21 protein-coding genes are annotated in these 22,229 nt (G+C 71.4%); 4 read left to right on the top strand and 17 right to left on the bottom strand.

Annotated features, from left to right (window positions below):
- Positions 1-9: 9 nt before the first annotated feature.
- From IW249_RS20660 to IW249_RS20630, 7 genes are all read right to left on the bottom strand, one after another.
- Positions 10-1,578 (bottom strand): MFS transporter, encoded by a 1,569-nt coding sequence (locus IW249_RS20660; protein ID WP_196924880.1) that lies wholly within the window; start codon positions 1,576-1,578, stop codon positions 10-12.
- An 84-nt stretch (positions 1,579-1,662) separates the two neighbouring features.
- A complete protein-coding gene (locus IW249_RS20655) occupies positions 1,663-2,334 on the bottom strand; it encodes a transcriptional regulator (RefSeq protein ID WP_307788649.1) in 672 nt (223 codons plus the stop codon).
- Positions 2,335-2,412: 78 nt separating this feature from the next.
- Positions 2,413-3,426 (bottom strand): branched-chain amino acid ABC transporter permease, encoded by a 1,014-nt coding sequence (locus tag IW249_RS20650; protein ID WP_196922277.1) that lies wholly within the window; start codon positions 3,424-3,426, stop codon positions 2,413-2,415.
- Positions 3,423-4,304 carry a branched-chain amino acid ABC transporter permease gene (locus IW249_RS20645; RefSeq protein ID WP_196922276.1) on the bottom strand — a complete coding sequence of 294 codons (882 nt, stop codon included), beginning with the start codon at positions 4,302-4,304 and terminating at the stop codon, positions 3,423-3,425. The genes IW249_RS20650 and IW249_RS20645 overlap by 4 nt, the downstream gene beginning before the upstream one ends.
- A gap of 55 nt (positions 4,305-4,359) precedes the next feature.
- Positions 4,360-5,610 (bottom strand): ABC transporter substrate-binding protein, encoded by a 1,251-nt coding sequence (locus tag IW249_RS20640; RefSeq protein ID WP_372432985.1) that lies wholly within the window; start codon positions 5,608-5,610, stop codon positions 4,360-4,362.
- Between the two features lie 51 nt (positions 5,611-5,661).
- Positions 5,662-6,354 (bottom strand): ABC transporter ATP-binding protein, encoded by a 693-nt coding sequence (locus tag IW249_RS20635; RefSeq protein WP_196922275.1) that lies wholly within the window; start codon positions 6,352-6,354, stop codon positions 5,662-5,664.
- Positions 6,341-7,102: an ABC transporter ATP-binding protein gene (locus tag IW249_RS20630; RefSeq protein WP_196922274.1), complete on the bottom strand. Its 762-nt coding sequence runs from the start codon at positions 7,100-7,102 to the stop codon at positions 6,341-6,343. Before IW249_RS20630 ends, IW249_RS20635 begins: the two co-directional genes overlap by 14 nt.
- Positions 7,103-7,325: 223 nt before the next feature.
- On the opposite strand from IW249_RS20630, the gene IW249_RS20625 reads away from it, so the two are divergent.
- Complete coding sequence (locus tag IW249_RS20625) at positions 7,326-8,183, top strand: SPFH domain-containing protein (RefSeq protein WP_196922273.1); 858 nt, start codon at positions 7,326-7,328, stop codon at positions 8,181-8,183.
- Positions 8,184-8,284: 101 nt separating this feature from the next.
- Here IW249_RS20625 and IW249_RS20620 read toward each other — a convergent pair whose 3' ends face one another.
- On the bottom strand, positions 8,285-9,661 hold the full coding sequence (locus IW249_RS20620) for a permease prefix domain 1-containing protein (protein WP_196922272.1): 1,377 nt from the start codon (positions 9,659-9,661) through the stop codon (positions 8,285-8,287).
- Positions 9,658-9,981 (bottom strand): PadR family transcriptional regulator, encoded by a 324-nt coding sequence (locus IW249_RS20615; protein WP_231393828.1) that lies wholly within the window; start codon positions 9,979-9,981, stop codon positions 9,658-9,660. The genes IW249_RS20620 and IW249_RS20615 overlap by 4 nt, the downstream gene beginning before the upstream one ends.
- Before the next feature lie 218 nt (positions 9,982-10,199).
- Between IW249_RS20615 and IW249_RS20610 the strand changes: the two genes are divergently transcribed.
- Complete coding sequence (locus IW249_RS20610; protein WP_088999874.1) at positions 10,200-10,463, top strand: hypothetical protein; 264 nt, start codon at positions 10,200-10,202, stop codon at positions 10,461-10,463.
- A gap of 126 nt (positions 10,464-10,589) precedes the next feature.
- Positions 10,590-11,336: a phosphotransferase family protein gene (locus tag IW249_RS20605; protein ID WP_196922271.1), complete on the top strand. Its 747-nt coding sequence runs from the start codon at positions 10,590-10,592 to the stop codon at positions 11,334-11,336.
- Between the two features lie 6 nt (positions 11,337-11,342).
- Here the strand turns inward: IW249_RS20605 and IW249_RS20600 are convergent, their stop codons facing one another.
- The 3 genes from IW249_RS20600 to IW249_RS20590 form a co-directional block, all read right to left on the bottom strand.
- Positions 11,343-12,518, bottom strand: coding sequence for an alcohol dehydrogenase catalytic domain-containing protein (locus IW249_RS20600; protein WP_231392588.1), 1,176 nt, complete (start codon positions 12,516-12,518; stop codon positions 11,343-11,345).
- Positions 12,515-13,969, bottom strand: coding sequence for an aldehyde dehydrogenase family protein (locus IW249_RS20595; RefSeq protein WP_196922270.1), 1,455 nt, complete (start codon positions 13,967-13,969; stop codon positions 12,515-12,517). Before IW249_RS20595 ends, IW249_RS20600 begins: the two co-directional genes overlap by 4 nt.
- 104 nt (positions 13,970-14,073) lie before the next feature.
- The gene (locus IW249_RS20590) at positions 14,074-14,730 is read right to left on the bottom strand and encodes a TetR/AcrR family transcriptional regulator C-terminal domain-containing protein (RefSeq protein WP_196922269.1); all 657 of its coding nucleotides are present in this window, start codon (positions 14,728-14,730) and stop codon (positions 14,074-14,076) included.
- A gap of 182 nt (positions 14,731-14,912) precedes the next feature.
- On the opposite strand from IW249_RS20590, the gene IW249_RS20585 reads away from it, so the two are divergent.
- On the top strand, positions 14,913-16,085 hold the full coding sequence (locus IW249_RS20585; protein WP_196922268.1) for an acyl-CoA dehydrogenase family protein: 1,173 nt from the start codon (positions 14,913-14,915) through the stop codon (positions 16,083-16,085).
- A gap of 63 nt (positions 16,086-16,148) precedes the next feature.
- Here the strand turns inward: IW249_RS20585 and IW249_RS20580 are convergent, their stop codons facing one another.
- The 5 genes from IW249_RS20580 to IW249_RS20560 all read right to left on the bottom strand — a co-directional run bounded on the left by IW249_RS20580 (position 16,149) and on the right by IW249_RS20560 (position 22,167).
- A complete protein-coding gene (locus IW249_RS20580; protein ID WP_196922267.1) occupies positions 16,149-17,186 on the bottom strand; it encodes an aminotransferase class V-fold PLP-dependent enzyme in 1,038 nt (345 codons plus the stop codon).
- 61 nt (positions 17,187-17,247) lie between these two features.
- Positions 17,248-17,784, bottom strand: a complete 537-nt coding sequence (locus IW249_RS20575) for a SigE family RNA polymerase sigma factor (RefSeq protein WP_196922266.1) — start codon at positions 17,782-17,784, stop codon at positions 17,248-17,250.
- Positions 17,784-18,392 (bottom strand): permease-like cell division protein FtsX, encoded by a 609-nt coding sequence (locus IW249_RS20570; RefSeq protein WP_196922265.1) that lies wholly within the window; start codon positions 18,390-18,392, stop codon positions 17,784-17,786. The genes IW249_RS20575 and IW249_RS20570 overlap by 1 nt, the downstream gene beginning before the upstream one ends.
- Before the next feature lie 93 nt (positions 18,393-18,485).
- Entirely contained in the window at positions 18,486-20,666 is a 2,181-nt protein-coding gene (locus tag IW249_RS20565) for an FUSC family protein (protein ID WP_196922264.1), read from the bottom strand.
- An 88-nt stretch (positions 20,667-20,754) separates the two neighbouring features.
- Positions 20,755-22,167 (bottom strand): FAD-dependent oxidoreductase, encoded by a 1,413-nt coding sequence (locus IW249_RS20560; protein WP_196922263.1) that lies wholly within the window; start codon positions 22,165-22,167, stop codon positions 20,755-20,757.
- Between the last annotated feature and the right edge of the window lie 62 nt (positions 22,168-22,229).

Raw genomic sequence — 22,229 nt, 5'->3', positions numbered from 1 at the left:
TCCCCGAACCTATGCCGTGCCGGCCAGTTCAGGCTCGGCGACCGGGGCCGCCGGGGCGACGCTCGTGTCCTCCTTGCCTGGCATCCAGCGCAGCACCACGATGATCCCGAGTGCGGCGATGACAGCGGAGAGCCCGGCCGCCCAGTGCATGGCGGTGACGAAGGCGTCGTTGGCCGCCGAGATCAGCGCGGGCGCCGCCGGGCCGAGCTGGCCCGCTGCCGCGTACGCCCCGGAGATCGACTCGTTGGCCGCGTCCTGGGCCTGCGTGGGCAGACCGGTCAGCGCGTCACCGATGTCGCTGCGGTAGACCGCGGAGAGCACCGAGCCGAGGACGGCCACGCCGAGCGCGCCGGCCACCTGGCGGATGGTGTTGCTGACCGCGGAGCCCACCCCGGCCTTCTCCCGGGGCAGCGCCGACATGATCGACTCGGTGGCCGGCGGCATGATGTTGGCCATTCCGGCGCCCTGGATGAGGAAGACGAGCAGCACGATCCAGATCGGGGTGGAGGCGCCGATGAAGACGAAGGCGCCGAGTGACACCACGGTCAGCGCCAACCCGACGGTGGCGACCGCCTTGCCGCCGTAGCGGCGGACCATCGCGGCGCTGCGCGGCGCGAAGACCAGCTGGGCGCCGGCGAAGGGCAGGAAGAGCAGACCGGTCTGCAACGGGCTGTAGTCGCGTACGAGTTGCAGGTAGAACGAGCCGAAGAACATCGAGCCCATCGCGGCGAAGAACACCAGGCCGACGATGGCGACCGGCGCGGCGAACCGGGGCACCTTGAACAGTCGGACGTCCAGCGACGGGTGGTCGCTGCGCCGCTCGTGCTGCACGAACCAGGCCAGCACCGCGATGCCGACCAGGATCGAGCCCCAGGCCACCGGGCGGTCGAAGCCGTGCTCGCCGCCGTCGATGATGCCGTAGGAGAGGGCGACCAGGCCGACCACGGAGAGCAGCACGCCGAGCACGTCGATCCGGCCGGGCCGCGGGTCACGCGACTCGGGGACCAGCAGCGCCACCAGCACCACGCCGGCGGCGACCACCGGCACGTTGATCAGGAAGACCGAGCCCCACCAGAAGTGCTCCAGCAGCGCGCCGCCGAGGATCGGGCCGATCGCCACGGCGAGGCCGACGGCGCCGGCCCAGACACCGATGGCCCGACCACGCTCGCGCGGGTCGAAGACGTTGGAGATGATCGACAGTGTCACCGGCATGATGGCCGCGCCGCCGACCCCCATCAGGGCGCGGGCCGCGATGAGCTGTCCGGGGCTCTGGGCGTACGCGGAGAGCAGTGACGCCAGGCCGAACAGCACCAGGCCGATCATCAGGAAGCGCTTGCGGCCGGCGCGGTCGCCGAGCACCCCGAAGGTGAACAGCAGTCCGGCGAAGACCAGGGTGTAGGAGTTGATGGACCACTCCAGCTCGCCCTGGCTGGCGCCGAGGCCGTGCACCGGGTCGGCCAGGGTGCGTAGGGCGACGTTGAGGATCGTGTTGTCGAGGACGACCACGAGGAGGCTGATCACCAGCACCCCCAGGATCGCCCACCGCCTCGGGTGTCCGGTGTTGTTGTGCAGCTCCATGCCGTGCTTTCCCCCCACGCTGGTCACCCGCGACGAAATACGATACGGGTCAGACTCGTAACGCGGGTCAGCCTACGACGCGTATTAACGATACGGCACCGATCCGTATCGTATGTGGTGGGCATCACGCCCGGGTAGGACCGCCAGGCAGGCTTCGACGGCCTCCGTCAACGTGCCGAGACGGATCGCCGGATGGCCGAGCGGCTCGATCCAGCCCGGCCCCGCGCCGTACACCCGAAGGAGCGGAAAGTCCCGGGCGAAGCGCACCAGGCGGTACGCGCGGCCGGTGAGCGGCGTCTGCGACCAGAGCACGACGGTGCGCGGGCGGGCCCGGTACACAGCGCTCGTGAGGGCGGACCAGGGCAGCGCGGGGCCGAGGTTCAGACAGCCGCGGCCCTGCTCGCGCAGCGCGGCGGCGAGCGCCAGCAGACCCAGGCTGTGCGCCTCCTTCTCGGCGCCGGCCAGCAGCACCCCGCCGGTGGGCAGTGACCGGCCCGGCTCCCGGCGGTACGCGTCCAACCCGACCCGGACGCCCTCGAAGAGGGCGTGCTCGACGACGATCTCGGCGGCGGTCCGCCCCGACAGCCGGGCCAGCAGCGGACGGCAGACCTGCTCCCAGAGCGCCGGAACGCCCCACGCCCCGACCAACTCCAGCAGCACCGAGGCGACGCCGTTGGCGTCCAGGTCCTCGGCCGCCAGCGAAACCTGCTTGTGCGCGATCTCCACGGCCTCCGCCGGCATCGGATCGGTCAGCACCAGACGTACCCCCGGGTAGACGTTCTCTACCCGGGGGTTCGCTCGGAGGGCGCGCGGCGGATGCGCCGTCGCGGAAATTCAGCGGCGGCGGGCCGCCAGCCGGTGGGCCAGCGCGGCCACGCTGCCCCAGATGCCGCGCCGGAACAGCACCACGACCAGGACGAAGATGCCGCCGGTCACCAGGCCGATCGCCTCGAACCCGGAGAACGACAACCAGTCCTCCAGCCGGACCACGAGGGCGGCGCCGAGCACCCCACCCCAGAGGGTGCCGATCCCGCCGAGCACCACCACGATGACGGCCTTGCCGGAGGTGGTCCAGTGCAGCACGTCCAGCGAGACGAACCGGTGGCCGACAGCGAACAGCCCGCCACCGAGGCCGGCGATGAACCCGGAGAGCACGAACGCGGTGAGCTTGTAGCGGTGCACCGGGTAGCCCAGCGCCCGCGCCCGGGCCGGGTTGTCCCGGATGCCGACCAGCACCCGACCGAACGGTGAGTGCACGATCCGCCAGGCGGCGGCGAGCCCGAGCAGCACGATCGGCAGGATCGCGTAGTAGAAGAAGTAGTCGTCGGTGAGGTCGAGGCCGAACAGCTCCCGGGGCACCCCCTGGAGGCCGTTCTCGCCCTGGGTCACCGAGCGCCACTCGTTGGCGACGTAGTAGACCATCTGCGCGAAGGCCAGGGTCACCATGGCGAAGTAGATGCCGGTGCGCTTGACCGCCAGGTAGCCGATCGGCACCGCCAGCACGGCCGCGGCGAGGGCCCCGGCCAGCACCGCGAGGGGAAACGGCAGGCCGGCGTGGATGGCCACCAGCCCGGTGACGTACGCGGAGGTGCCCCAGAACGCGGCGTGGCCGAAGGACATCAGCCCGGTGAAGCCGAGCAGCAGGTCCACCGCCACGGCGAACAGCGCCCAGCAGAGGATGTCCACAGCGACCGCCGGGTAGAGGCCGTTGGGCAGCCACGCCGCCACGGCCAGGCCGACGGCGAGCAGGGCGTACCGGACCCAGCCGGGGGCCCGGGCCACCGCGATCAGCCCGGACGGTGGTGTCGAGCGGGACGCGTCGGTGGGGGTGTCCACGGTGTTGGTCATGCGGGGGCCTCCTCCCGACCGAACAGGCCGGCCGGGCGCCAGAGCAGCACGCCGGCCATCACGACGAAGACGATCGTCTGCGAGACGAGCGGGAAGTTGGAGAGGTACGCCTCACCCCACGCCTGCACCAGCCCGATGCCGAAGCCGGCGGCGACCGACCCGAAGATCGAGCCCAGCCCGCCGATCACCACCACTGCGAACACCACGATGATGAGGTCCGCGCCCATCAACGGGTTGACAGCGCGCATCGGCGCGGCCAGCACACCGGCGAGGCCGGCCAGCCCGATGCCGAAGCCGAAGACCGGAGTCACCCACCGTCCGACGTCGATGCCGAACGCGCGGGTCAGATCCGGCCGCTCGGTGGACGCGCGGACCACCATGCCGATCCGGGTCCGGGTCAGCACCCACCACACCGCGACGCAGAGCAGCACCGCGAAGCCGAGGATGAACACCCGGTACGTCGGGAAGTCGAACAACCCGAAGTTGACCGACCCGCTCAGCAGCGACGGCGTCTCGTACGGGCTGGACTGCACGCCGTAGCGCAGTTTCACCAGGTCCTGAAGGATCAGCGTCAGACCGAAGGTGAGCAGGAAGTTGTAGAGCGGGTCCAGTTTGGTCAGCCGGTGGATCACCGCGCGTTCCAGCGCCATGCCGAGCAGACCCAACCCCACCGGCATGATCACCAAGGCGGCCCAGAACGGCACGCCCGCCTCGCTGAGCAGCACGTACGCCCCAAACGCGCCGAGCATGTAGAACGCGCCGTGGGCGAAGTTGACCACCCGCAGCATGCCGAAGATGACAGCGAGCCCGAGGGCGAGCAGGGCGTAGAACGCCCCACTCACCAACCCGTTGAACGTGTTCTGCGCGAATCCGCTCACCGCGTCACGTCCGTTCGCGACTGCGGGGCTCGCAAAACCGGCTCACTCCTCGCGCTCACAGTTTGCAGTCCGCCGAGGGCGCGCGGAACGCCTCCGCGGCGGGGATCGTCTTGAGCACCTTCACGTAGTCCCACGGCTCGGCGACCTCGGCCTGCGGCTTCACCTGGGCCAGGTACGCGTCGTGCACCACCCGGTGGTCCTCGGCGCGGATCTTCCCGTTGCGCAGGAAGACGTCCTCGACCGTCTTGCCCTCCAGGCCCTTGACCACGGCGTCCGCGTCGTCGGTGCCGGCTGCCTGCACGGCCTCCAGGTACTGCAACGCGGCAGAGTAGTTGGCGGCGTGCGCGAAGGTCGGCCGAGTGCCGACCTTCTGCTGGAAGCGGTCGGCGAACTCCCGGTTCTTGGCGTCGAAGTTCCAGTACCAGGCGTCGGTGTACGTGGTGCCGGCCAGCGCGGCCGGGGTGAGCGAGTGGATGTCGGTGAGGAACATCAGCCCCACCGCCAGGCCGACGCCCTTGTCCCGCAGCTTGAACTCGTTGTACTGCTTCACCACGTTGACAAGCTCCGCGCCGGCCTGCATGGTGCCCAGCACGTCCGGCTTCGGGTTCAGGTTCGGCGCCTTGAGCAGGAAGGTGGAGAAGTCACCGCTGGTGTTCGGGAACGGCGCCCCGTCCTTGCCGACCACAGTGCCGCCGGCCGCCGTGATCGCGGTGGAGAAGCTCTTCTCCATGTCCTGACCGAAGGCGTAGTTCGGGTAGAGGATGTACCAGTTCTTGCCGATCTGCTCGGTGGTGGTCTTCCCGGTGCCGTTGGCCAGCATGTACGTGTCGTACGCGTAGTGGAAGGTGTACTTGTTGCAGCTCTTGCCGGTCAGGTCGGTGGTCGCCGCACCGATGTTGAAGTAGAGCTTCTTCTTCTCCTTCGCCACGTCGGCGACCTTCAACGCGGCCGACGAGGTGGGCACGTCCAGGATCAGGTCGACGCCCTTGCGGTCGTACATCTCCTGGGCCTTGGAGTTGGCCACGTCCGGCTTGTTCTGGTGGTCGGCGGTCTCCACTGTGATGTCGGTGGTCACCGCCTTGTCGCCGTACTTCGCTGTGAAGTCGGCGATGGCCATCTCCACCGCCGCCACCGAGTTCTTCCCGGACAACTCCGAGTACGCCCCGGACTGGTCGTTGAGCACGCCCAGCACGATCTTGTCGCCGGTCAGCTTCTGGTCGCCACTCGACTGGGGGCCACCGCCGCCGCATCCGGCGACCAGCACCACCACGGCCGACGCCGCGGCCACACCCATCGTCCTGCGCATGCCCACTCCATCCATCCCGCGCGCCGTCGCGCGGGTCGTCGTTGAGAAAATTCAGATCCCGAGGTACGCGAGCAGTTCGCGCTCGCGTGAACGCACCTCGGAGTTGTCCATCGCCTCGGCGACCCGGCCCTCGGCCAGCAGGTAGTGCCGGTCGGCGACACCGGTGGCGAAGTGCAGGTTCTGTTCGACAAGCAGCACTGTCACCCCGTGCCGCTTGGCCTCGCGCAGCAGGTCGCCGACCTGCTGCACCAGCAGTGGCGACAGCCCCTCGGTGGGCTCGTCGCAGAGCAGCAGTCGGGCGCCCATCCGCAGCACCCGGGCCAGCGCGAGCATCTGCTGCTCGCCGCCGGAGAGCATGGTGGCCGCCGAGTCCCGTCGGGTGTGCAGGGCCGGGAACGCCTCGTACACCCGCTCCAGCGACCACGGGTCGGGACCGACAGTGGGTGGCAGCGTGAGGTTCTCGGTGACGGTCAACGTGGCGTAGCTGCCCCGGTCGTCGGGCACCCAGCCGAGCCCCAGACGGGCCCGCTTGTGCGCCGGCAGCCTGGTGATGTCCCGCCCGTCCAGCTCCACAGTGCCGCGCTGACCAGAATGCAGTCCCATCACGCAGCGCAGCAGTGTGGACTTGCCGGCACCGTTGCGGCCGACCAGGGTGACCACCTCGCCGACGGAGACCTCGAGGCTGACGTCGCGCAGCACCTGCGCCTCGCCGTAGAAGGCGGACAGGTTCTCAATGCGCAGCATCGGCCACTCCCAGGTAGGCGGTGATCACGCGCTCGTCGGCGCGGACCTGCTCGTACGGGCCCTCGACGAGGACCTTGCCGGCCTGGAGCACTGTGACGGTGTCGGCGAGCCGGCCGACCACGCTCATGTTGTGCTCGACCATCACCACGGTCCGGCCCTGGCGGACCCGACCGATCAGCTCGACGGTGCGGTCGACGTCCTCCAGGCCCATGCCCGCTGTCGGCTCGTCGAGCAGCAGCACCTTCGGGTCCAGCGCCAGGGCGATGGCCAACTCCAGGGCGCGTTTGCGGCCGTACGCCAGGGCCGCTGAGGGGGCGTGCGCCAGCTCGGCCAGCCCCACCATGGCCAGCAGTTCGTCGGCCCGCTCGGTGTAGCGGCCCATCAGCTTGGCCGAGCGCCAGAAGCGCCAGCCCAGCCCGCTGGACGACTGCAACGCCAGCGCGACGTGCTCGCGGGCGGACAGCTGCGGAAAGAGGCTGGTGATCTGGAACGAGCGGGCCACACCGAGCCGGGCCACCTGCTCGGGGGGCAGCCCGGTGACGTCCCGCCCGGCCAGCTCGATCCGGCCACCACTGGGTCGCAGGAAGCCGGTGAGCAGGTTGAACAGGGTGGTCTTGCCCGCGCCGTTCGGGCCGACCAGCGCGTGCACACTGTCCGACGCCACGTCGAGGTCGACGTCGTCGACCGCCCGGAAGCCCCGGAAGTCGCGGGTCAGCCCACGGGCCGACAGGAGCGCTTGCCCGGCCATCGCCTCATCCTCCGCACGTCGCGGCGACGGTCGGTTCGGTGACCGTGGTCACAGGCCCGTCGCGTGGACGAAACCTACGGCGGGCCGCCAGAGTCGAACCATGTCGATCGGCTCCATATTCGACAGGCGTTTGGCGTGCCCGAACGCCACTCCCCCGCGCCGTCGACTTGACCGGACCCCCTAGGTTGATGATCCACACAGCCCACCGGAAGGTCCCCACCCCATGCCCGTCGGCTTCACCATGGCGATCGTCTTCGCCGTCGCCCTGGCGGTCAGCGCCGTCGTCGCTCTCGTCGCTCCCGCACGGTCGTTCAAGCGGATGGCCGCCCTCGCGGCGCTCGGCTTCCTCGCCCTCACTCTGGTGGTCGGCGTCGCCTCCAGCGCCCACTCGGTGCCCATCCGCTCGGTCGGCATCGTCACCAGCTTCGGCAAGCCCACCGGCGAGGTGACCGGCTCGGGCCTGAAGTGGGTGGCGCCCTGGCAGAAGGTCGGCGAGTGGGACGCGGGCCGGCAGAAGTACGACCACATCGGCGGCAACAACTGCGTACGTGTGCGAACCGGCACCCTCGCCGACGCCTGCGTCGAGGTGCTCGTCGAATGGCAGGTCAAGCCGGAGAACGCGCCGAAGCAGTTCATGGACTACAAGGGCGACTTCGGCAGCTTCCGGGGTCAGCGGGTGGGTGTGCAGCTCGACAGCGCGGTCAACGACGCCTTCGCCGCGTACAACCCGCTGGAGAAGATCGACGCCCAGACCGGTGACCTCAACGTCGACCTGAAGCCGTTCGCGGCGAACATCAAGACCAGTGCGGAGGCCCGCCTCGCCACCGACGTGGACATCCTCTCGGTGACCATCACCCGGGTGAACCACGACGACAAGACCGAGGGCAACATCAAGGCGTTCCAGGACAAGCTCGCGCAGACCCGCAACCTGGAGCAGGACCGCAAGAACGCCGAGATCTCCAAGCAGATCACCGAGACCAACGCGAAAGTCGACAAGGTGACCCGCTGTCTGGAGATCGCGGAGAAGAACGGCGCCAACCCGGGGCTCTGCATCAACCCGGGCATCGTCACCGGCAAGTGACCCGCAGCCGGCCCACCCGCGAGGGGTGGGCCGGCTCGCGCGTCACGGTCCGCCTGACCGGTCCGCGCTGACGTCGGTGCGCGGGTGGTCGATCGCGCCGACTAGGCGAAGCTGAACAGCGGCGGGAAGACGAGGACCACGATCCAGGCCCACACCGCGTACACCGGCAGGTAGCCGGTCTGCCAGCGTTCGAGTGTCGCGAACGGCGTGCGCCGACGGATGAAGGACAGCAGGAGCCACGCCGACCACGCGAGGTTGACCAGGAGGATCACGTTCTCGCCGAGCGCGGCGGCCCGGTTGGGCGTACCGCCGTACTCGTCGGTGATGCGCCCGGTGATCTCCAGCAGCACCAGCACGTCGATGGCCAACGCACTGACCACCAGCGCGAGTTGGAGTTTGTCGAACGGGCCGGGCGGGGCCAGCGGGTCACGGGCCGAGAGTGAGTAGAGCAGCAACCCCAGCACCACGACCAGCAGGAGGTCGAACAGCAGCAGCGCCTCCCGCTCGACGTCGATGCCGTGGCTGGTCCAGACGACAGCGACGAGGAAGGCGAGCAGGGCGGCGGTGAAGAGCGGGGTGAACAACCGGGTGAGGACCGGCGCGATGTTCTCGACGACACTCTGCTTGGCCTCGACGAGCCAGCCGGCCACCACGACCGCGGCCGCGGCACCACCGGGCAGCAACCACTGCGAGATGAACGCCTCCGGGACGATCCCGATGGCCGCGAAGGTGTTGAACAGGAACGCGGCGAGCACGCCCCCGCCGAGCGCCATCAGCACCAGGTAGATGAACCACTCGCCGGTGAACCTGATGAAGTCCATGCGTCGACGCGACGAGCGCCAGTCGTCGGCGACATAGGCCAGACCGACCACCAGCCACAGGGCGATGGGGAGGTGGATGCTGGTGACGACCACTGACTGCGAATCGTCCGCCAGAGGGTAGGCGTTGGCCGCCACGGCGCCGAGGACGAAGAGCGCCGCCAGTGCCGCGATCACCGTCCGTCGGGCTCCCCGGCGCCACGCCAGGTACGCCGCCAGCCAGGGCAGCACGAACACTGTGAAGTTGCGCGCGTAGAACGAGCCGTCGTCGGCGAAGCTCAGCCCGAACAGTGCCGGCACCTTGACGGAGACCAGCGCGCCCGCGGCACAGCCGAGCATGACCCACAGGTCCCGGCGCGAACGCGTGCCGCCGACCGGGCTGCCGGAGTCGCCGGTCAGCACCAGTTGCTTCCACAACCGTTCCGAATGTTCCCGGGCGAACTCACGGGAGAGGTCGTCGAGGCTGCCCATCCGTTTCACAGCGACCAGGAACGCCTCGTCCGGGCTCAGGCCGGCGGCGACGAGCGCGTCGACCGAGCCACGGAGGTGGTCTTCCAGCTCGTCGGCGTCCACTGCCTGCAGCTCCCTGCGGCGCAGCACGTACTGACGCCACTGCTCGAACTGCGCTTCCAACTCCGGCGGCCCGTCGTGCGCGGTCATGCGAGACCCTCCAACGGGTGCGCCGTGAGCGGCGCGCGGTCGTGCCAGATCTCCTTGAGCGCGCCTACCACTGTGTCCCACTGCCGGCGCTGCTCGGCCAGCTCGGCCAGGCCCCGGTCGGTGATGCGGTAGTACTTGCGCTTCCGCTCGCCGGCGACCGCCTGCCAGCTCGACTCCAGGTGGCCGAGGCGCTCGAGCCGGTGCAGCAACGGGTAGAGCAGCCCTTCGGTCCAGTCCAGCTCACCCCCGGACAGCTCGTTGATCCGCCTGATGATGGCGTAGCCGTAGCTCTCGCCCTCGGCCAGGATGCCGAGCACCATCGGCGTCGCCGAGGCGGCGACCAGATCCTTGGCGACCTTCACGTAACCTCCCACCACTGAACCTAGAAGTACGATGCATAGTACTGCTAGGTATAGCTCCCGGCGCAACGGCCGGGAGCGAGACAACGACCGAATCGCCGTCCCGGGCAACTGTGGTGCCGCGATCGGGCACTTCCGGGTTAGCCTTGGCGCATATGGCTACCTTTCGCAGCGCCTCAGTGCTCCTTTCCTCAGACGGCACCAGGACCCCCGGCACCGCCGCGCTCTTCGCCGAGCCGGCCCGTAGAGGCGGGACCCCGCCGTGGGCGGGCGACTTCCGACCCGCAAACAGCGCCGGCAACGGCCCCAAGAACGCAGTTGGAAAGACCTTCACCCTGGAGTTGCCCGACGGCAGCACCGGCAAGGTCGTCGTACAGGGCCTCAAGAGCGGCAAGGGCGGCGTCGTGCTGGCGCTGATGGGCGAGGACGCCCCGCCCTTCTGACCAGTCGCACGGCTCGCGTCGCTCAGACGCCCAGGTTGGCCCCGTCCGGGGTCAGCCCGGGGCGCCTGGCCAACCACGCCCGTCGTCCCGGGAAACCGCTGGGCCGTCGATGGTCGGGGCGCGACAATGGCCGCTGTGCCGGAGGTCGAAGTCGTCGTCGCCCACCAGGAACGCGCCACCCTGCGCGTCGGCGACGTGTTCCTGAAGATCGACGCTGACCCGGGGCGTACCGACGTCGAGGTCGAGGCGATGGTGCTGGCGCCCGTCCCGACCCCCGAGGTCCTCTGGCGTAGGACGCCCGTGCTCGCGCTCGCCGCCCTGCCCGGAACGGCGCTCGGTCGCCTCGGCGAACCGTCGACCGCGTCCCCGGCGGCGTGGGCCGCGGCCGGCGCCGCCGCTCGCACGCTGCACGACGCGCCGCTACCGCCCTGGCCGGGCCGCAGCCGCGAGGAGTTGACGTCGCAGCTCGACGCCGAGTGCGCGTGGCTGGTCGGCAACGGCGTCCTCCCCACCGACCTGGTCACCCGCAACCGCCAGGTTGCCGAGGCGGCGCTCCGCCCGTGGACACCGGTATTCACCCACGGCGACCTGCAGATCACCCACGTGTTCGTCGACGGTGACGAGATCACCGGCGTCCTCGACTGGTCCGAGGCGGGCCAGGGCGACGCCCTCTTCGACCTGGCCACCCTGACGCTCGGCCACGAGGAGCACCTCGGCGACGTCCTCGCCGGCTACCGCGCCGACGTCGACCTCGACGTGATCCGCGCGTGGTGGTCGTTGCGAAGCCTGCTGGCGGTCCGCTGGCTCGTCGAGCACGGCTTCGACCCGTACGCACCAGGCTGCGAGGTCGACGTGCTGAGATCCCGGCTGTGACGAGCGTCAGTCCACTGTGACCACCCAGCGGGCGCCCTCGCCCCGCGCCAGCCGGTCGAACGCCGCGGGCGCCTCGTCCAACGGGATCGTTCCGCTGACCAGCACACCCAGATCCAGTGCGCGGTCGGCGAGCTCGGCAGCCAGCACCGGCACCTCCCGGTCCGGGTCGGACGAGCCGTACACCGAGGAGCGCAGGGTGCGCGCGGAGTGGAAGATGTCCAGCGCGCCGAGGCTGACCATGTCGTCCTTCGCGCCCATGCCGACCACCGTCACCGCTCCCCCACGCCGGGTGAGCCGCCAGGCGGCGCGGATGGTGGCGGCCCGGCCGACGCACTCGAAGGCATGGTCGACGCCACGGCTCTCGGTGCGCGCCCGTACCTCCTTGGAGAGCCGGTCGTCGGAGAGCAGGAAGTCGGTCGCCCCGGCGGCGAGCGCCAGTTCCCGCTTCGCTTCGGCGACGTCGATGGCCAGGATCGTCGTGGCACCGGCCCGGCGGGCCGCGCTGAGAACGGCGAGCCCGACCCCACCGAGCCCGACGACAGCGACCGACTCGCCGGGTGCCACCCGGGCGGTGTTCCGGACCGCGCCGACGCCGGTGAGCACCGCGCAGCCGAGCAGTGCGGCCTGCTCGGGCGGCAGCCCGGCGGGAATCGGGATGACGGCACGTTCGGGTACCACCACCGCCTCGGCGAGCGCGCCGAGGCCGAGGGTCAGGTGCAGCGGGACCCCGTCGTCGGTCTCGCCGCGCGGCACCGTCGGGGCGGTGGTGTCGGCGCAGAGCCACGGCTCGCCGCGCCGGCACCACCAGCAGGCCCGGCAGGCCGGCGCCCAGTTGAGCACCACCGGGGTGCCGACGGTCAGGTGGCTGCCCGGCCCGACCTCGGCCACCACCCCAGTCGCCTCGTGCCCCAGCGCCAGCGGGAACCTCGCGGCGAGGGTGCCGTTGACCATGGACAGGTCGGAGTGGCAGACACCGGCCGCCCTGATCGTCACCCGCACCTCGCCGGGGCCGGGCGCGGGCAGGCGTACCCGCTCGACCCGCAGCTCGGCGCCGGAACCGCGCGCGACAAGCGCGCGAACGATGACCGGCGCGGACGCCGGCTCGGCGCCGCCGCCCGGCGCGGTCGGGGACAGGTCGGGCCGGCCTGCGGGCGCGGCCGGGGACAGCTCGCTGTCTTTCATCGCTGGATCGCCTTCAGCTCGCAGAACTCGGCCAGGCCGTGCACGCCCAACTCCCGGCCCAGGCCGGACTGCTTGTAGCCGCCGAACGGGGCGAGCGGGTTGAACGGGGCGCCGTTGATGTCGACGGCGCCGGTGCGCAACCGCCGGGCCACCGCGAGCGCCGCGTCGGTGTCGGCGGACCAGACCGCGCCGGCCAGCCCGTACTTCGAGTTGTTGGCGATGGCGACCGCCTCGTCGGTGTCGGCGAACGGGATGACGGCGAGCACCGGGCCGAAGACCTCCTCCTGGGCGAGCGCGCTGTCGGGGTGCACGTCGGCGAAGACGGTCGGGGCGACGAAGTGCCCCCGAGTCGGCACCGGGGCGTCGGGCCCGCCGACGACCAGTCGGGCGCCGTCGGCGAGGGCCCTGTCGATGTGGCCGCGCACCCGCTCGGCCTGGGCGGCGGAGACCAGCGGGCCGAGCCGGGTCGCCGGGTCGAACGGGTCGCCGAGCCGGTAGCCGGCCACCGCCGTGGCGATCAGGTGCAGGGCCTCGTCGTACCGGTCGCGGTGCACCAGCATGCGGGTCCACGCGGTGCAGGTCTGCCCGGAGTTGAGCAGGGCGTTGCCGACGCCCACCTTGACGGCGGTGGCCAGGTCGGCGTCGGGGAGGATCACGTTGGCGGACTTGCCCCCCAGCTCCAGGGCGACCCGGGCGATCCGGTCCGCGGCGGCCCGCATGATCCGCGCGCCGGTGGCGGTGGAGCCGGTGAACGAGACCAGGTCGACGTCGGGATGCCCGGCGAGCGCCTCACCGACCACCGGCCCGGTGCCGGGGACCAGGTTGAGCACCCCCGGCGGCAATCCGGCCTCGGCGACCGCGTCGAAGAGCAGGTACGCGGTCAACGGGGTCAGCTCGCTGGGCTTGAGCACCACCGTGCAGCCGGCGGCCAGGGCGGGTGCGAGCTTCGCCATCACCTGGTGCAGTGGGTAGTTCCACGGGATGATCGCGCCGACGACGCCGATCGGCTCGCGGACGACGAGCGAGTTGCCGATGCTCTCCTCGACCGGCGCGCGGGCGGCGAGCGCGACGTGGTCGCGCAGCACGGTCAGCGGCAGCCCGACCTGCACCCGGGTGGCGAGCTTGAGCGGCGCGCCCAGCTCCACGGTGATGGTGCGGGCGAGGTCGTCGGCGCGGGTGGTGAGCGCCGTGTGCAGCCGGTCGAGGTGGGCGGAGCGCTCGGCGGGGGTGGCGGCCGACCAGGCGGGAAACGCGGCCCGGGCCGCGGCCACGGCGCGGTCCACGTCAGCCGGGGTACCGGCCGGCACCTGCCCGACCCGCTCCCCGGTGCTCGGGTTCTCCACGTCGATCAGGTCGGTGCCGGCGGGTGACGTCCACTCCCCACCGACGTGCAGGTGGTGCCGGAGGCGCAGGGAGTCGGGCAACTGCGACGGCGGGGCGGCGAGGTCCATGTCGTCCCTTCGATGGTGGGCGATGGGCGATGGCGACGGGGTCGCGATGGGGGATGGCGACGACGTCGCGGCGGGCGATGAAACTAGCGCTGGGAGTTTGGACGCTACCCGTTGGGCCGGGCGGACTCCACCGTGTCGACGGTGCGGGTGTACTCGGCGGCCAGTCCGTGCAGCAGGGCGTCCAGGCCGAGCGCGAAGGCGCCCTCGTCGACGCTCTGCTGGTGCTCGGCGAGCCGGTGTGCCTGACGCAGGTGCGGGTAGTGCGCCGCGTACAGCTCCGGGTCCTCGACGAAACCGCGGGCGAACGAGCCGAGCGCCGACCCGGCCACGAAGTAGCGCAGCGCCGCGCCGATGTGGGTGGCGCGGGCCGGCGGCCAGCCGGCCCGGACCAGGCCTCCGTAGACCGCGTCGGCCATGGCGAGGGCGGCTGGACGACGACCCGGCCCCTGGGCCAGGTAGGGCACGATGTTCGGGTGCGCGGTGAGCGCCCGCCGGTACGACCAGGCCCAGTCGCGTAGCGCGGCGACCCAGTCGCGGCTGGCGAAGCCACCGGTGTCGACGGCGCCGGTGACCGTGTCGGCGACCGCGTCGAGGATCTCGTCCTTGGTGGCGAAGTGGTTGTAGAGCGAGGGACCCTGCACGCCGAGCGCGGCGGCGAGCCGGCGGGTGGAGAGTGCGCCGAGCCCGTCGGCGTCGATCAGCGCGAGCGCCGTCTCGACGATCCGGTCGCGGGTGAGCAGCGGCCGCCGAGGTCGGGGCACGTCAGACCTCCTCGGTGTGGGGCGTCCCTGCCCGTGGGAACCACCTGTTCACGCACCCTATCGGGGACCGTCGTCGGGTCGGCGTCTCCACGAGGGGTCTGGACGAATGAAAACTTACACCGCTAGTTTAGGGATGACCGCTGCGACCCGCAGCGGCGCACCACGCCGACCGAGGGGGAACCGTGGACTTCGCACTGTCCGACGAGGAACGCGCCGTCCGAGACACCGTGCGCGCGTTCATCACCCGCGAGGTGATGCCCCTGGAAGCGGAGGTGCTCCGCCGCGAACGGGCGCACCAACCGGGCCTCGACCACTCCGAGGTGCGCGAACTGCAACTCAAGGCGCGCAAGTTCGGCTTCTGGGGCCTCGCCACCCCGGAAGAGTACGGCGGGATGAACCTGCCAGCCGTGCTCCAGTCGTTGATCTGGACCGAGCTGGGCCGCACGTTCGTACCGTTCCGCTTCGGTGGCGAGGCGGACAACATCCTGTTCCACGCCACCGAGGAGCAGAAGCGGGAGTTCCTCATCCCCACCATCGAGGGTGAGCGGCGTTCCTGCTTCGCGATCACCGAACCGGGCGCCGGGTCCGACGCGGCCAACATCCGGCTGTCCGCCCGCCGCGACGGCGACGACTGGATCCTCGACGGCGAGAAGACCTTCATCACCGGCGGTCACGACGCCGACTTCGCCATCGTGGTCGCGGTGACCGACCGGGAGAAGGGCGCCCGGAACGGCGGCGCCACCGCGTTCCTGGTGGACCGCTCGATGGGCTGGCGCTCCGAGTTCATCCAGACGATGGGCGAGGGCGGGCCCGCGTCGCTCATCTTCGACGGCGTACGCGTGCCGCACCGCAACATCCTCGGCGAGATCGGGCAGGGCTTCACGCTCGGCATGGAGTGGATCGGCAAGGGGCGCTACACCATCCCGTCGCACGCCATCGGCATCGCCGAGCGGGTGTTGCAGATGGCCATCGAGTACGCCAACACCCGGGAGACCTTCGGCGCGAAGATCGGCACCAACCAGGCCATCCAGTGGATGATCGCCGACTCCGAGACGGAGCTGGAGGCGGCCCGTTGGCTGGTGCTGCGCTCGGCGTGGACCGTCGACGCGGGCCTGGACCCCCGGCACGCCTCGTCGATGGGCAAGCTCTACGGCGCCGGCATGGTCAACCGGGTGGTCGACCGGGTGCTCCAGATCCACGGCGGCATGGGCTACACCCGAGAGCTGCCGATCGAACGCTGGTACCGGCAGGTCCGGCTCTACCGGATCTTCGAGGGCACCGACGAGATGCAGCGGCTGATCATCTCGCGGGACCTGCTGCGCGGCTACACGAAGATCGGCGGCCACCTGGCCTGAGCCGGAACGTCTGATGCCGTCGAGGACGGCCGGCTGCGCGCCCGGCCGTCCTCGACGGCGGGTTCAGCCGGTCAACGCCGTCAGCGCGGCATCCACGTCGGCCTCCGTGGAGTAGACGTGGAACGAGGCCCGGACCCGTCCGGCGCGCACCGCCGCCCGGATGCCGGCCGCCGCGAGGCGCTGCTCCGCGTCGGGCACGTCCACGCTGACGATGGCGCTCTCCCCCGACGGTCGACCCAGCCCGGTCAGGAACCGGTTGGCCAACGCCACGTTGTGCGCCCCGATCGCCGACACGCCGATCTCGGCGACCACCTCCAGTGCGGGCGCCGCCCCGACCCAGCTGAACCAGGCCGGTGAGATGTCGAACCGGCGAGCGTCGTCGGCCAACCGCAGCGGCGGGCCGTAGTAGGAGGCGTGCGGGTCGGCACCCGCGTACCAGCCGGCCGCGTCGGGGCGCAGCCGCTCGCGCAACGCCGGGGCCAGATAGGCGTACCCCGTCCCGCGCGGATTCATCAGCCACTTGTAGCCGCCCACCGCCACTGCGTCGGCCCGGCTGCCGTCGAACGGCAGCCAGCCGCACGCCTGGGTGGCGTCCACCGCCACCAGCGCGTCGTGCGCGCGGGCCGCGGCCACGATCTCGTCGTACGCGGCTACCGCCCCGTCGGCCGACTGGACCAGGCTGAACGCGACCAGGTCGGTGTCAGCGTCGATGGCGTCGACCAGCGACTCCAGTGGCACCGTGCGGACCCTGACGCCCCGTTCCTCCTGCACCAGCCAGGGGAAGAGGTTCGAGGTGAACTCGACCTCCGGGACCACCACAGTGGCACCGGCCGGCAGTGCCGCCGCGACCGGTGCGAGCAGCTGGGACACCGCCGCGCCGACCGCCACGTCACCGACCGGCACCCCGATGAGGCCGGCGAAGGCGACGCGAGACCGCTGCGTCGACTCGCCCCAGCCTTCCCACGACGTACGACCAACCCGCCAGGCGGCGAGGGCCTCCTGCACCGCCGCCCACGCCGGCTCCGGCGGCAACCCGTAGCTGGCGGTGTTCAACCAGCCCGGCTCCGGCTGCCACAGCTTCTGCGCCTGCTCGATCTCCATGCCGTCGACGTTAGGCCGGGCGGCGCGCGACGGGCACGGCCAATCGGCGACCGGCGGCCTGTCAGATTCGTACGAAGTCCTGCCCGAGCAACGCCCGCAGCTTGGTCAACGCGCGGGCGTTCTGCATCTTGACCACCGACACGGAGACGTCGAGGGTGCTGGCGACGGCCTCGACGCTCTGATCCTCCCAGTGCCGGAGCACCACGATGGCCTGGTCGCGGATCGGCAGGGTGGCCAACGCCTGGAGCAGGGCGATGTGCAGCTCCCTGGTGTCGTCGGGCCGTTGCGGCGACACCTCCGGCAGCTCGGCGAGCACGACCTCGGCGGCACTGCGCCGCTTGTTCTGGTCGAAGACGGCGTTCATGAGGACCCGGCGGCTGTACGCCTCGAGGTTCGCGGTGCGCCGGACCCGGCCCCAGTTCGCGTACATCTTCGCGAAGGTGGTCTGGGTCAGGTCCTGGGCGAGGTGCCAGTCGCGACACATCAGGTAGGCGGTACGCCGCAGTCTCGGTGCGGTGGTCTCGACGAAAGCGGTGAACTCCGCCTGCTGGGCGGTCTGCTCGCGTCGTCGAGCCGCGCCCCAGCGGGCAGATGCCATCAGTCGACCGCCGACGCGTTGGTGCCGGCCGGGCAGTCGATGCCGATGACCTCGTCGACCCCGGGCGTGCGTTTGAAGCGCTCCGCCAGCTCCGCGAACTGGGTCCGTACCACGAGCGTGATCCGGAATGACTCCGGCAGTTGGCTGGGCACGATGTGGTCGACGAGTTCGGGTGTGTCCGCGTACACCTTCTTGAACTTCCTCAGCGCCTCTTCGCGGCTCTGGAACACCACGGTCCCGACCGCCGGGTCCGCGTCCAGCGCGCGGTTGACCACACCGCGCTGCTGGTCGGTGATCTCGGGAGCAAGGTAGACCGCGGCGTCGGTCGCGGTCTCGTCAGCGGGGGCCTGGCATGCCCTGTTCACGAGCATGCCGAACGCCGCCGACACCGTTGGTGGCGGCGCTGATCGGTGCGGCGGTGTCGCCACGTTCACCGCCCCCACCACCGCGACGGCGACCACGGCGGCAACACCTGTCGCCACCAGCCGTTGTCGGCGTCGACGCAGGCCGGCGCCAGCGGCCACCGCATCACCGACCAGGTCGACAAGAGGTAGTTCGGGCTCGTCGGCGACAGCGCGGTCGAAGAGCACCCGTAGGTTCTGATCCATGTTTCCTCCCGTGCCCCGGTGGGCTTCCACATGTGTTGACTGGTTGGGGCACCGGATCGGTCACATCGATGCTGGGCAACACAGGCGTCACGGCTATCGGCGGTGCCCGACCGACTCGTCGGCAACGGGTGGGCGGGCGCGAGCGAGACTGTCGGCGAGGCCGGCGAGCCACCTGTCGACCTCCACCAGGTGCCGGACCGCCTGATGGTCGGCCTCGCCGAGGAGCGGACGGACGCGGTCCAACTGGTCGACGCAGGTGCTCGAGACCAGCGTCCGGGGCGATGTCCGGCCGTGGGCGACCTCGTCGGCGAGGGCGTCGTACGCCGACCGCAGGCGCCCGGCGGTGTCCCGCAGCAGCGCCGCCGCCTCGGGCCAACCGGCGAGGCAACCGGGCGGGTTGCGTCGCAGCAGCGACTCCGCGCCCGGCACGACGTGGTGCCCGGTGCTCAGGACGGCATCCCAGTTCACCTGCTGACGGTGCGGATCGTGCCGCTCCGAGTGGTACTGGCAGTACGACGAGTCGATCAGGACCATCCGCCGACGGACACGGTTGAGGGCGCCCTCGGGTGGCGGAGCGTCGCCGAGCACCGCCTGGACGGTCTGGTCGACGGCGTCCGCGCTGGCCTTCAGGTATCGGGTGGCGTTGTGCCGCAGGTCGTGGCCCGCGCCGCGCGGCCACATCGCCACCCCGGCGAGGACGCCGATCACCGCTCCGAGCAGCACGTCGACGAGGCGGGCCTCGGCGAGCCGCCACCCTGGCGGGCTCAGCTGGGCGAAGACGACAGTCAGCAGCACGGTGAACAGCGCCTGCTGCCACACCGGCCCGAGTAGGCGACCGACGCCGAAGGCCAGCAGCAGGGTGATCGGCAGGACGATGGCGTACACGATCGGCTCGTCGACGACGAGCATCACCCCGCCGCTGACCACCGCGCCGATGATGGTGCCCAGCACGGCCGGCCGCAGCGCGGTGCGGGTGTCGGAGGCCGAGGTGCGCAGGACCGTGAGGGTGGCCAGCAGGACCCAGAAGCCATGGGTCAGCTGCAACACTCCGGCGGCGACCCGGGCGATGGCGAGCGCCACGGCCAGCCGCAGCGAGTTGTGCAGGTGGGCCGAGCGCGGCGCCAGGTGGGAGCGGAACTGCCACCAGTACAGCGTCCACGGGCTGCGCCGGGTGTACTCGAACAGCCCCGAGGAGGCGTCCTCGTCGAGCCGCACCCCGGTGGCCACCCGGGAACCGACGGCGAAGACCCGCACCTGGTCCGCGAGGGCCAGCGCTGTCGCGTCCCGACACAACCGGGGTACGTCCGGCGCGTCGCGGACCCGGCCCTCTCCCACGGGGTACGCCGCCTCGGCTCGTCCGACCGCCACGTCCAGGTCGGCGGGGGCTACCGCCGGGGCCCCCGGCGACAGGCTCCGGCCGGCGGCGCGGGTGGTGTCCGCGCACGAGCGCAGCAGACGGGCCGCCGCCAGGTCCGGGATCGGCTCCGGCGGGGCGTCCGCCGCCAACCGGTCCGCCTCGGCGAGCACCTCCCGTAACGCGGCGGCGCAGATCCGCAACGCCCGGTCCTGAACGCCCGCCGCGGAGGGCGCCCACGCCGGAGGGCTGCGGTTCAGCTCGATCGCCGCCACCACGTCGTACGCCCGCCCGCGCCGCGTGTCCCGATCACCAGCGGCGGCGTGCGGGTCGGTCAACCTGTCGGCGGCGGCGTCGAGGAAGGCGGCGACGCCGTCCGCCGCCTCGGCGAGGCGCTGCCGGTAGGAGACCGGCACCGGGTCGGGCCAGACGAACACCTCGGCGGCGGCGAGCAGCACGACGGCGAGCGTCACCCCGCCGAGTCGTTCCGGCAGGGTGCCCGGCTGGTACGGCGGGAACGACGCCAGGATGTAGAAGAGCTGGAACGCGCTGGCCAACCCCACCAGGCGTGGGTTCCCGACCCCGGCGAACGCCACCACGAACCCGACGACCAGCATGCCGCCGGCGGCCGCCCACGTGCTCCACGCCACCAGTGAGCCCACCGCGATCAGCGCCCACACCGCCGGCAACGACAACACGAGGATCCGCGCCCGTTGCGGCGCCGGGCCGGGCAGCTGCGCGAACGACCCGGCGGCGATCGTGCCGAACAGCCCGTAGGTGGCGAGCGTCGAGTTGCCCGCCCCGTACCGGCAGCCGTAGAAAACGACGGACGCGACGAGCGTCAGTCGGGCCGCGCGTCGCAGGATGGCGTCACCTGGGTCACGGCGGCGAAGCCGGCCAAGGAGGCTGGTTCCGAGCACGACCGCTCCCCCGGGTTCGTCGCAGCACCCCTCCCCGGCCCACCATTCTCCACCGCGCCTCGGCGGGGGCGGCGGGTTTGGCGACGAATCACCGTCGGGCGCTGCCGAGCAGACCGAGTCGGAGGGCCCGGAACAGGGTGCCGGGACGGCTCAGGGCGGCCGGGTGGTCGAGCATGGTGGTGACCCGACCCAGCCGTGCGTTGAGCACCGGATCGGTCAGCGACGCCCGGAAGAGCAGATCCCCGAACCACTTGGTGACCTTGTAACCGGGCGGGTAGGGCCCGTCGACGTGCGGCAGCTCGATGTCGGCGGTGGTGGAGATCTGCCAGGCGGCGTCGACCACCACCCGAACCTGGTCGAAGTACGCCCGTGCGGGCTCGTCGTGCGGCTTCGGACCGGAGCGCAGGTACTTCGACAGGCAGGAGGCGTGCAGCGTCGCGGAGGTCATGCCCTGGCCGTACACCGGGTTGAAGGACGCGACCGCGTCACCGGCGGCGACCAGCCCGGCGGGCAGCCGGTCGAGCTTGTGGAAGTCGCGGCGCCGGCTGTCCGCCTGGTGGTACGTGACCACCCCACCGAGCATCTCCCCGTGTTCGGCGATGTCACCGAACATCTGCGGGTAGTGCTCCCGGCAGCGGGCGGTGAAGTCGGCGACGTCGCGGCTGGGTCGGTCCCCGTCGTAGCCGGCCACCAGCATGATCCAGCGGTCCCCCTCGACCGAGTTGATCCCACCGATCCGGGCGGTGCGCCCCTTGCCCGCCATGGTGTGGAAGACCGCCACCCAGGCGTCGCTGACCTTCTCGTCGCGCGTGAAGAGGGCCGTGGCGTAGTTCAGTTTGATCGGCATGCGGTGCATCGGCGGGCGCGGCCAGCCGTGCTCGGCCAGCCAGTCGCTCAACCGGCTGGACCGCCCCATCGCGTCGACCACCAGGTCGGCCGCTTCGACGACGGGCTCGGTGCCCCCCTCGGGCAGGTACCGGACGCCGGTGACCCGCCGTTCGTCGAAGAGCAGGCCCTCCGCCCGGCCGTACACCATCCGGATGTTGTCGACGGCGAGGGTGCGCCGCCGGACCAGCGCCTCCAGGAACGGACGCGTCGTGATCAGCGCAGGCCCGGTGCCGGTCGGCGCGGGCGGCAGACCCAACATGCCGTTCACGAAGACCTTCGCCGTGCTCGGGTCGCGTGGCGGCGGCGGGGCGCCGAGCGCGAGCGCCTCGTCGGCGATGCCGGGGAACCAGCGCTCCAACTGGACCTGACCGGCGGGCAGCAGCGCGTGCACCTGACTGCCCTGGGGCACACCCGGGCGGGGCCCGGCGTCGACATCGGACGGGTCCCGTTCGATGATCAGCACTTCCTCGGCGTGGTCGCTCAACACCCGGGCCGCCAGCAACCCGGCCATGCTGCCGCCGAGCACCACCGCACGTCGCATGACCACTCTGGTCTCGGCCGGTGGTTCGGCCGTCGCTAGCTCGGCGAAGAGCCGGGACGGAGAGGGGGGCATGTGATCACTCCTCGAACGGTCGGGAAACCTCGGCATCCACGACCGTAACCACCGCAGCCCCT

The sequence above is a fragment of the Micromonospora vinacea genome (assembly GCF_015751785.1).
Taxonomy (GTDB): Bacteria; Actinomycetota; Actinomycetes; order Mycobacteriales; family Micromonosporaceae; genus Micromonospora; species Micromonospora vinacea.
Note: the sequence above shows the minus strand (reverse complement) of the source record. Positions and strands in the feature narration are given on the sequence as shown.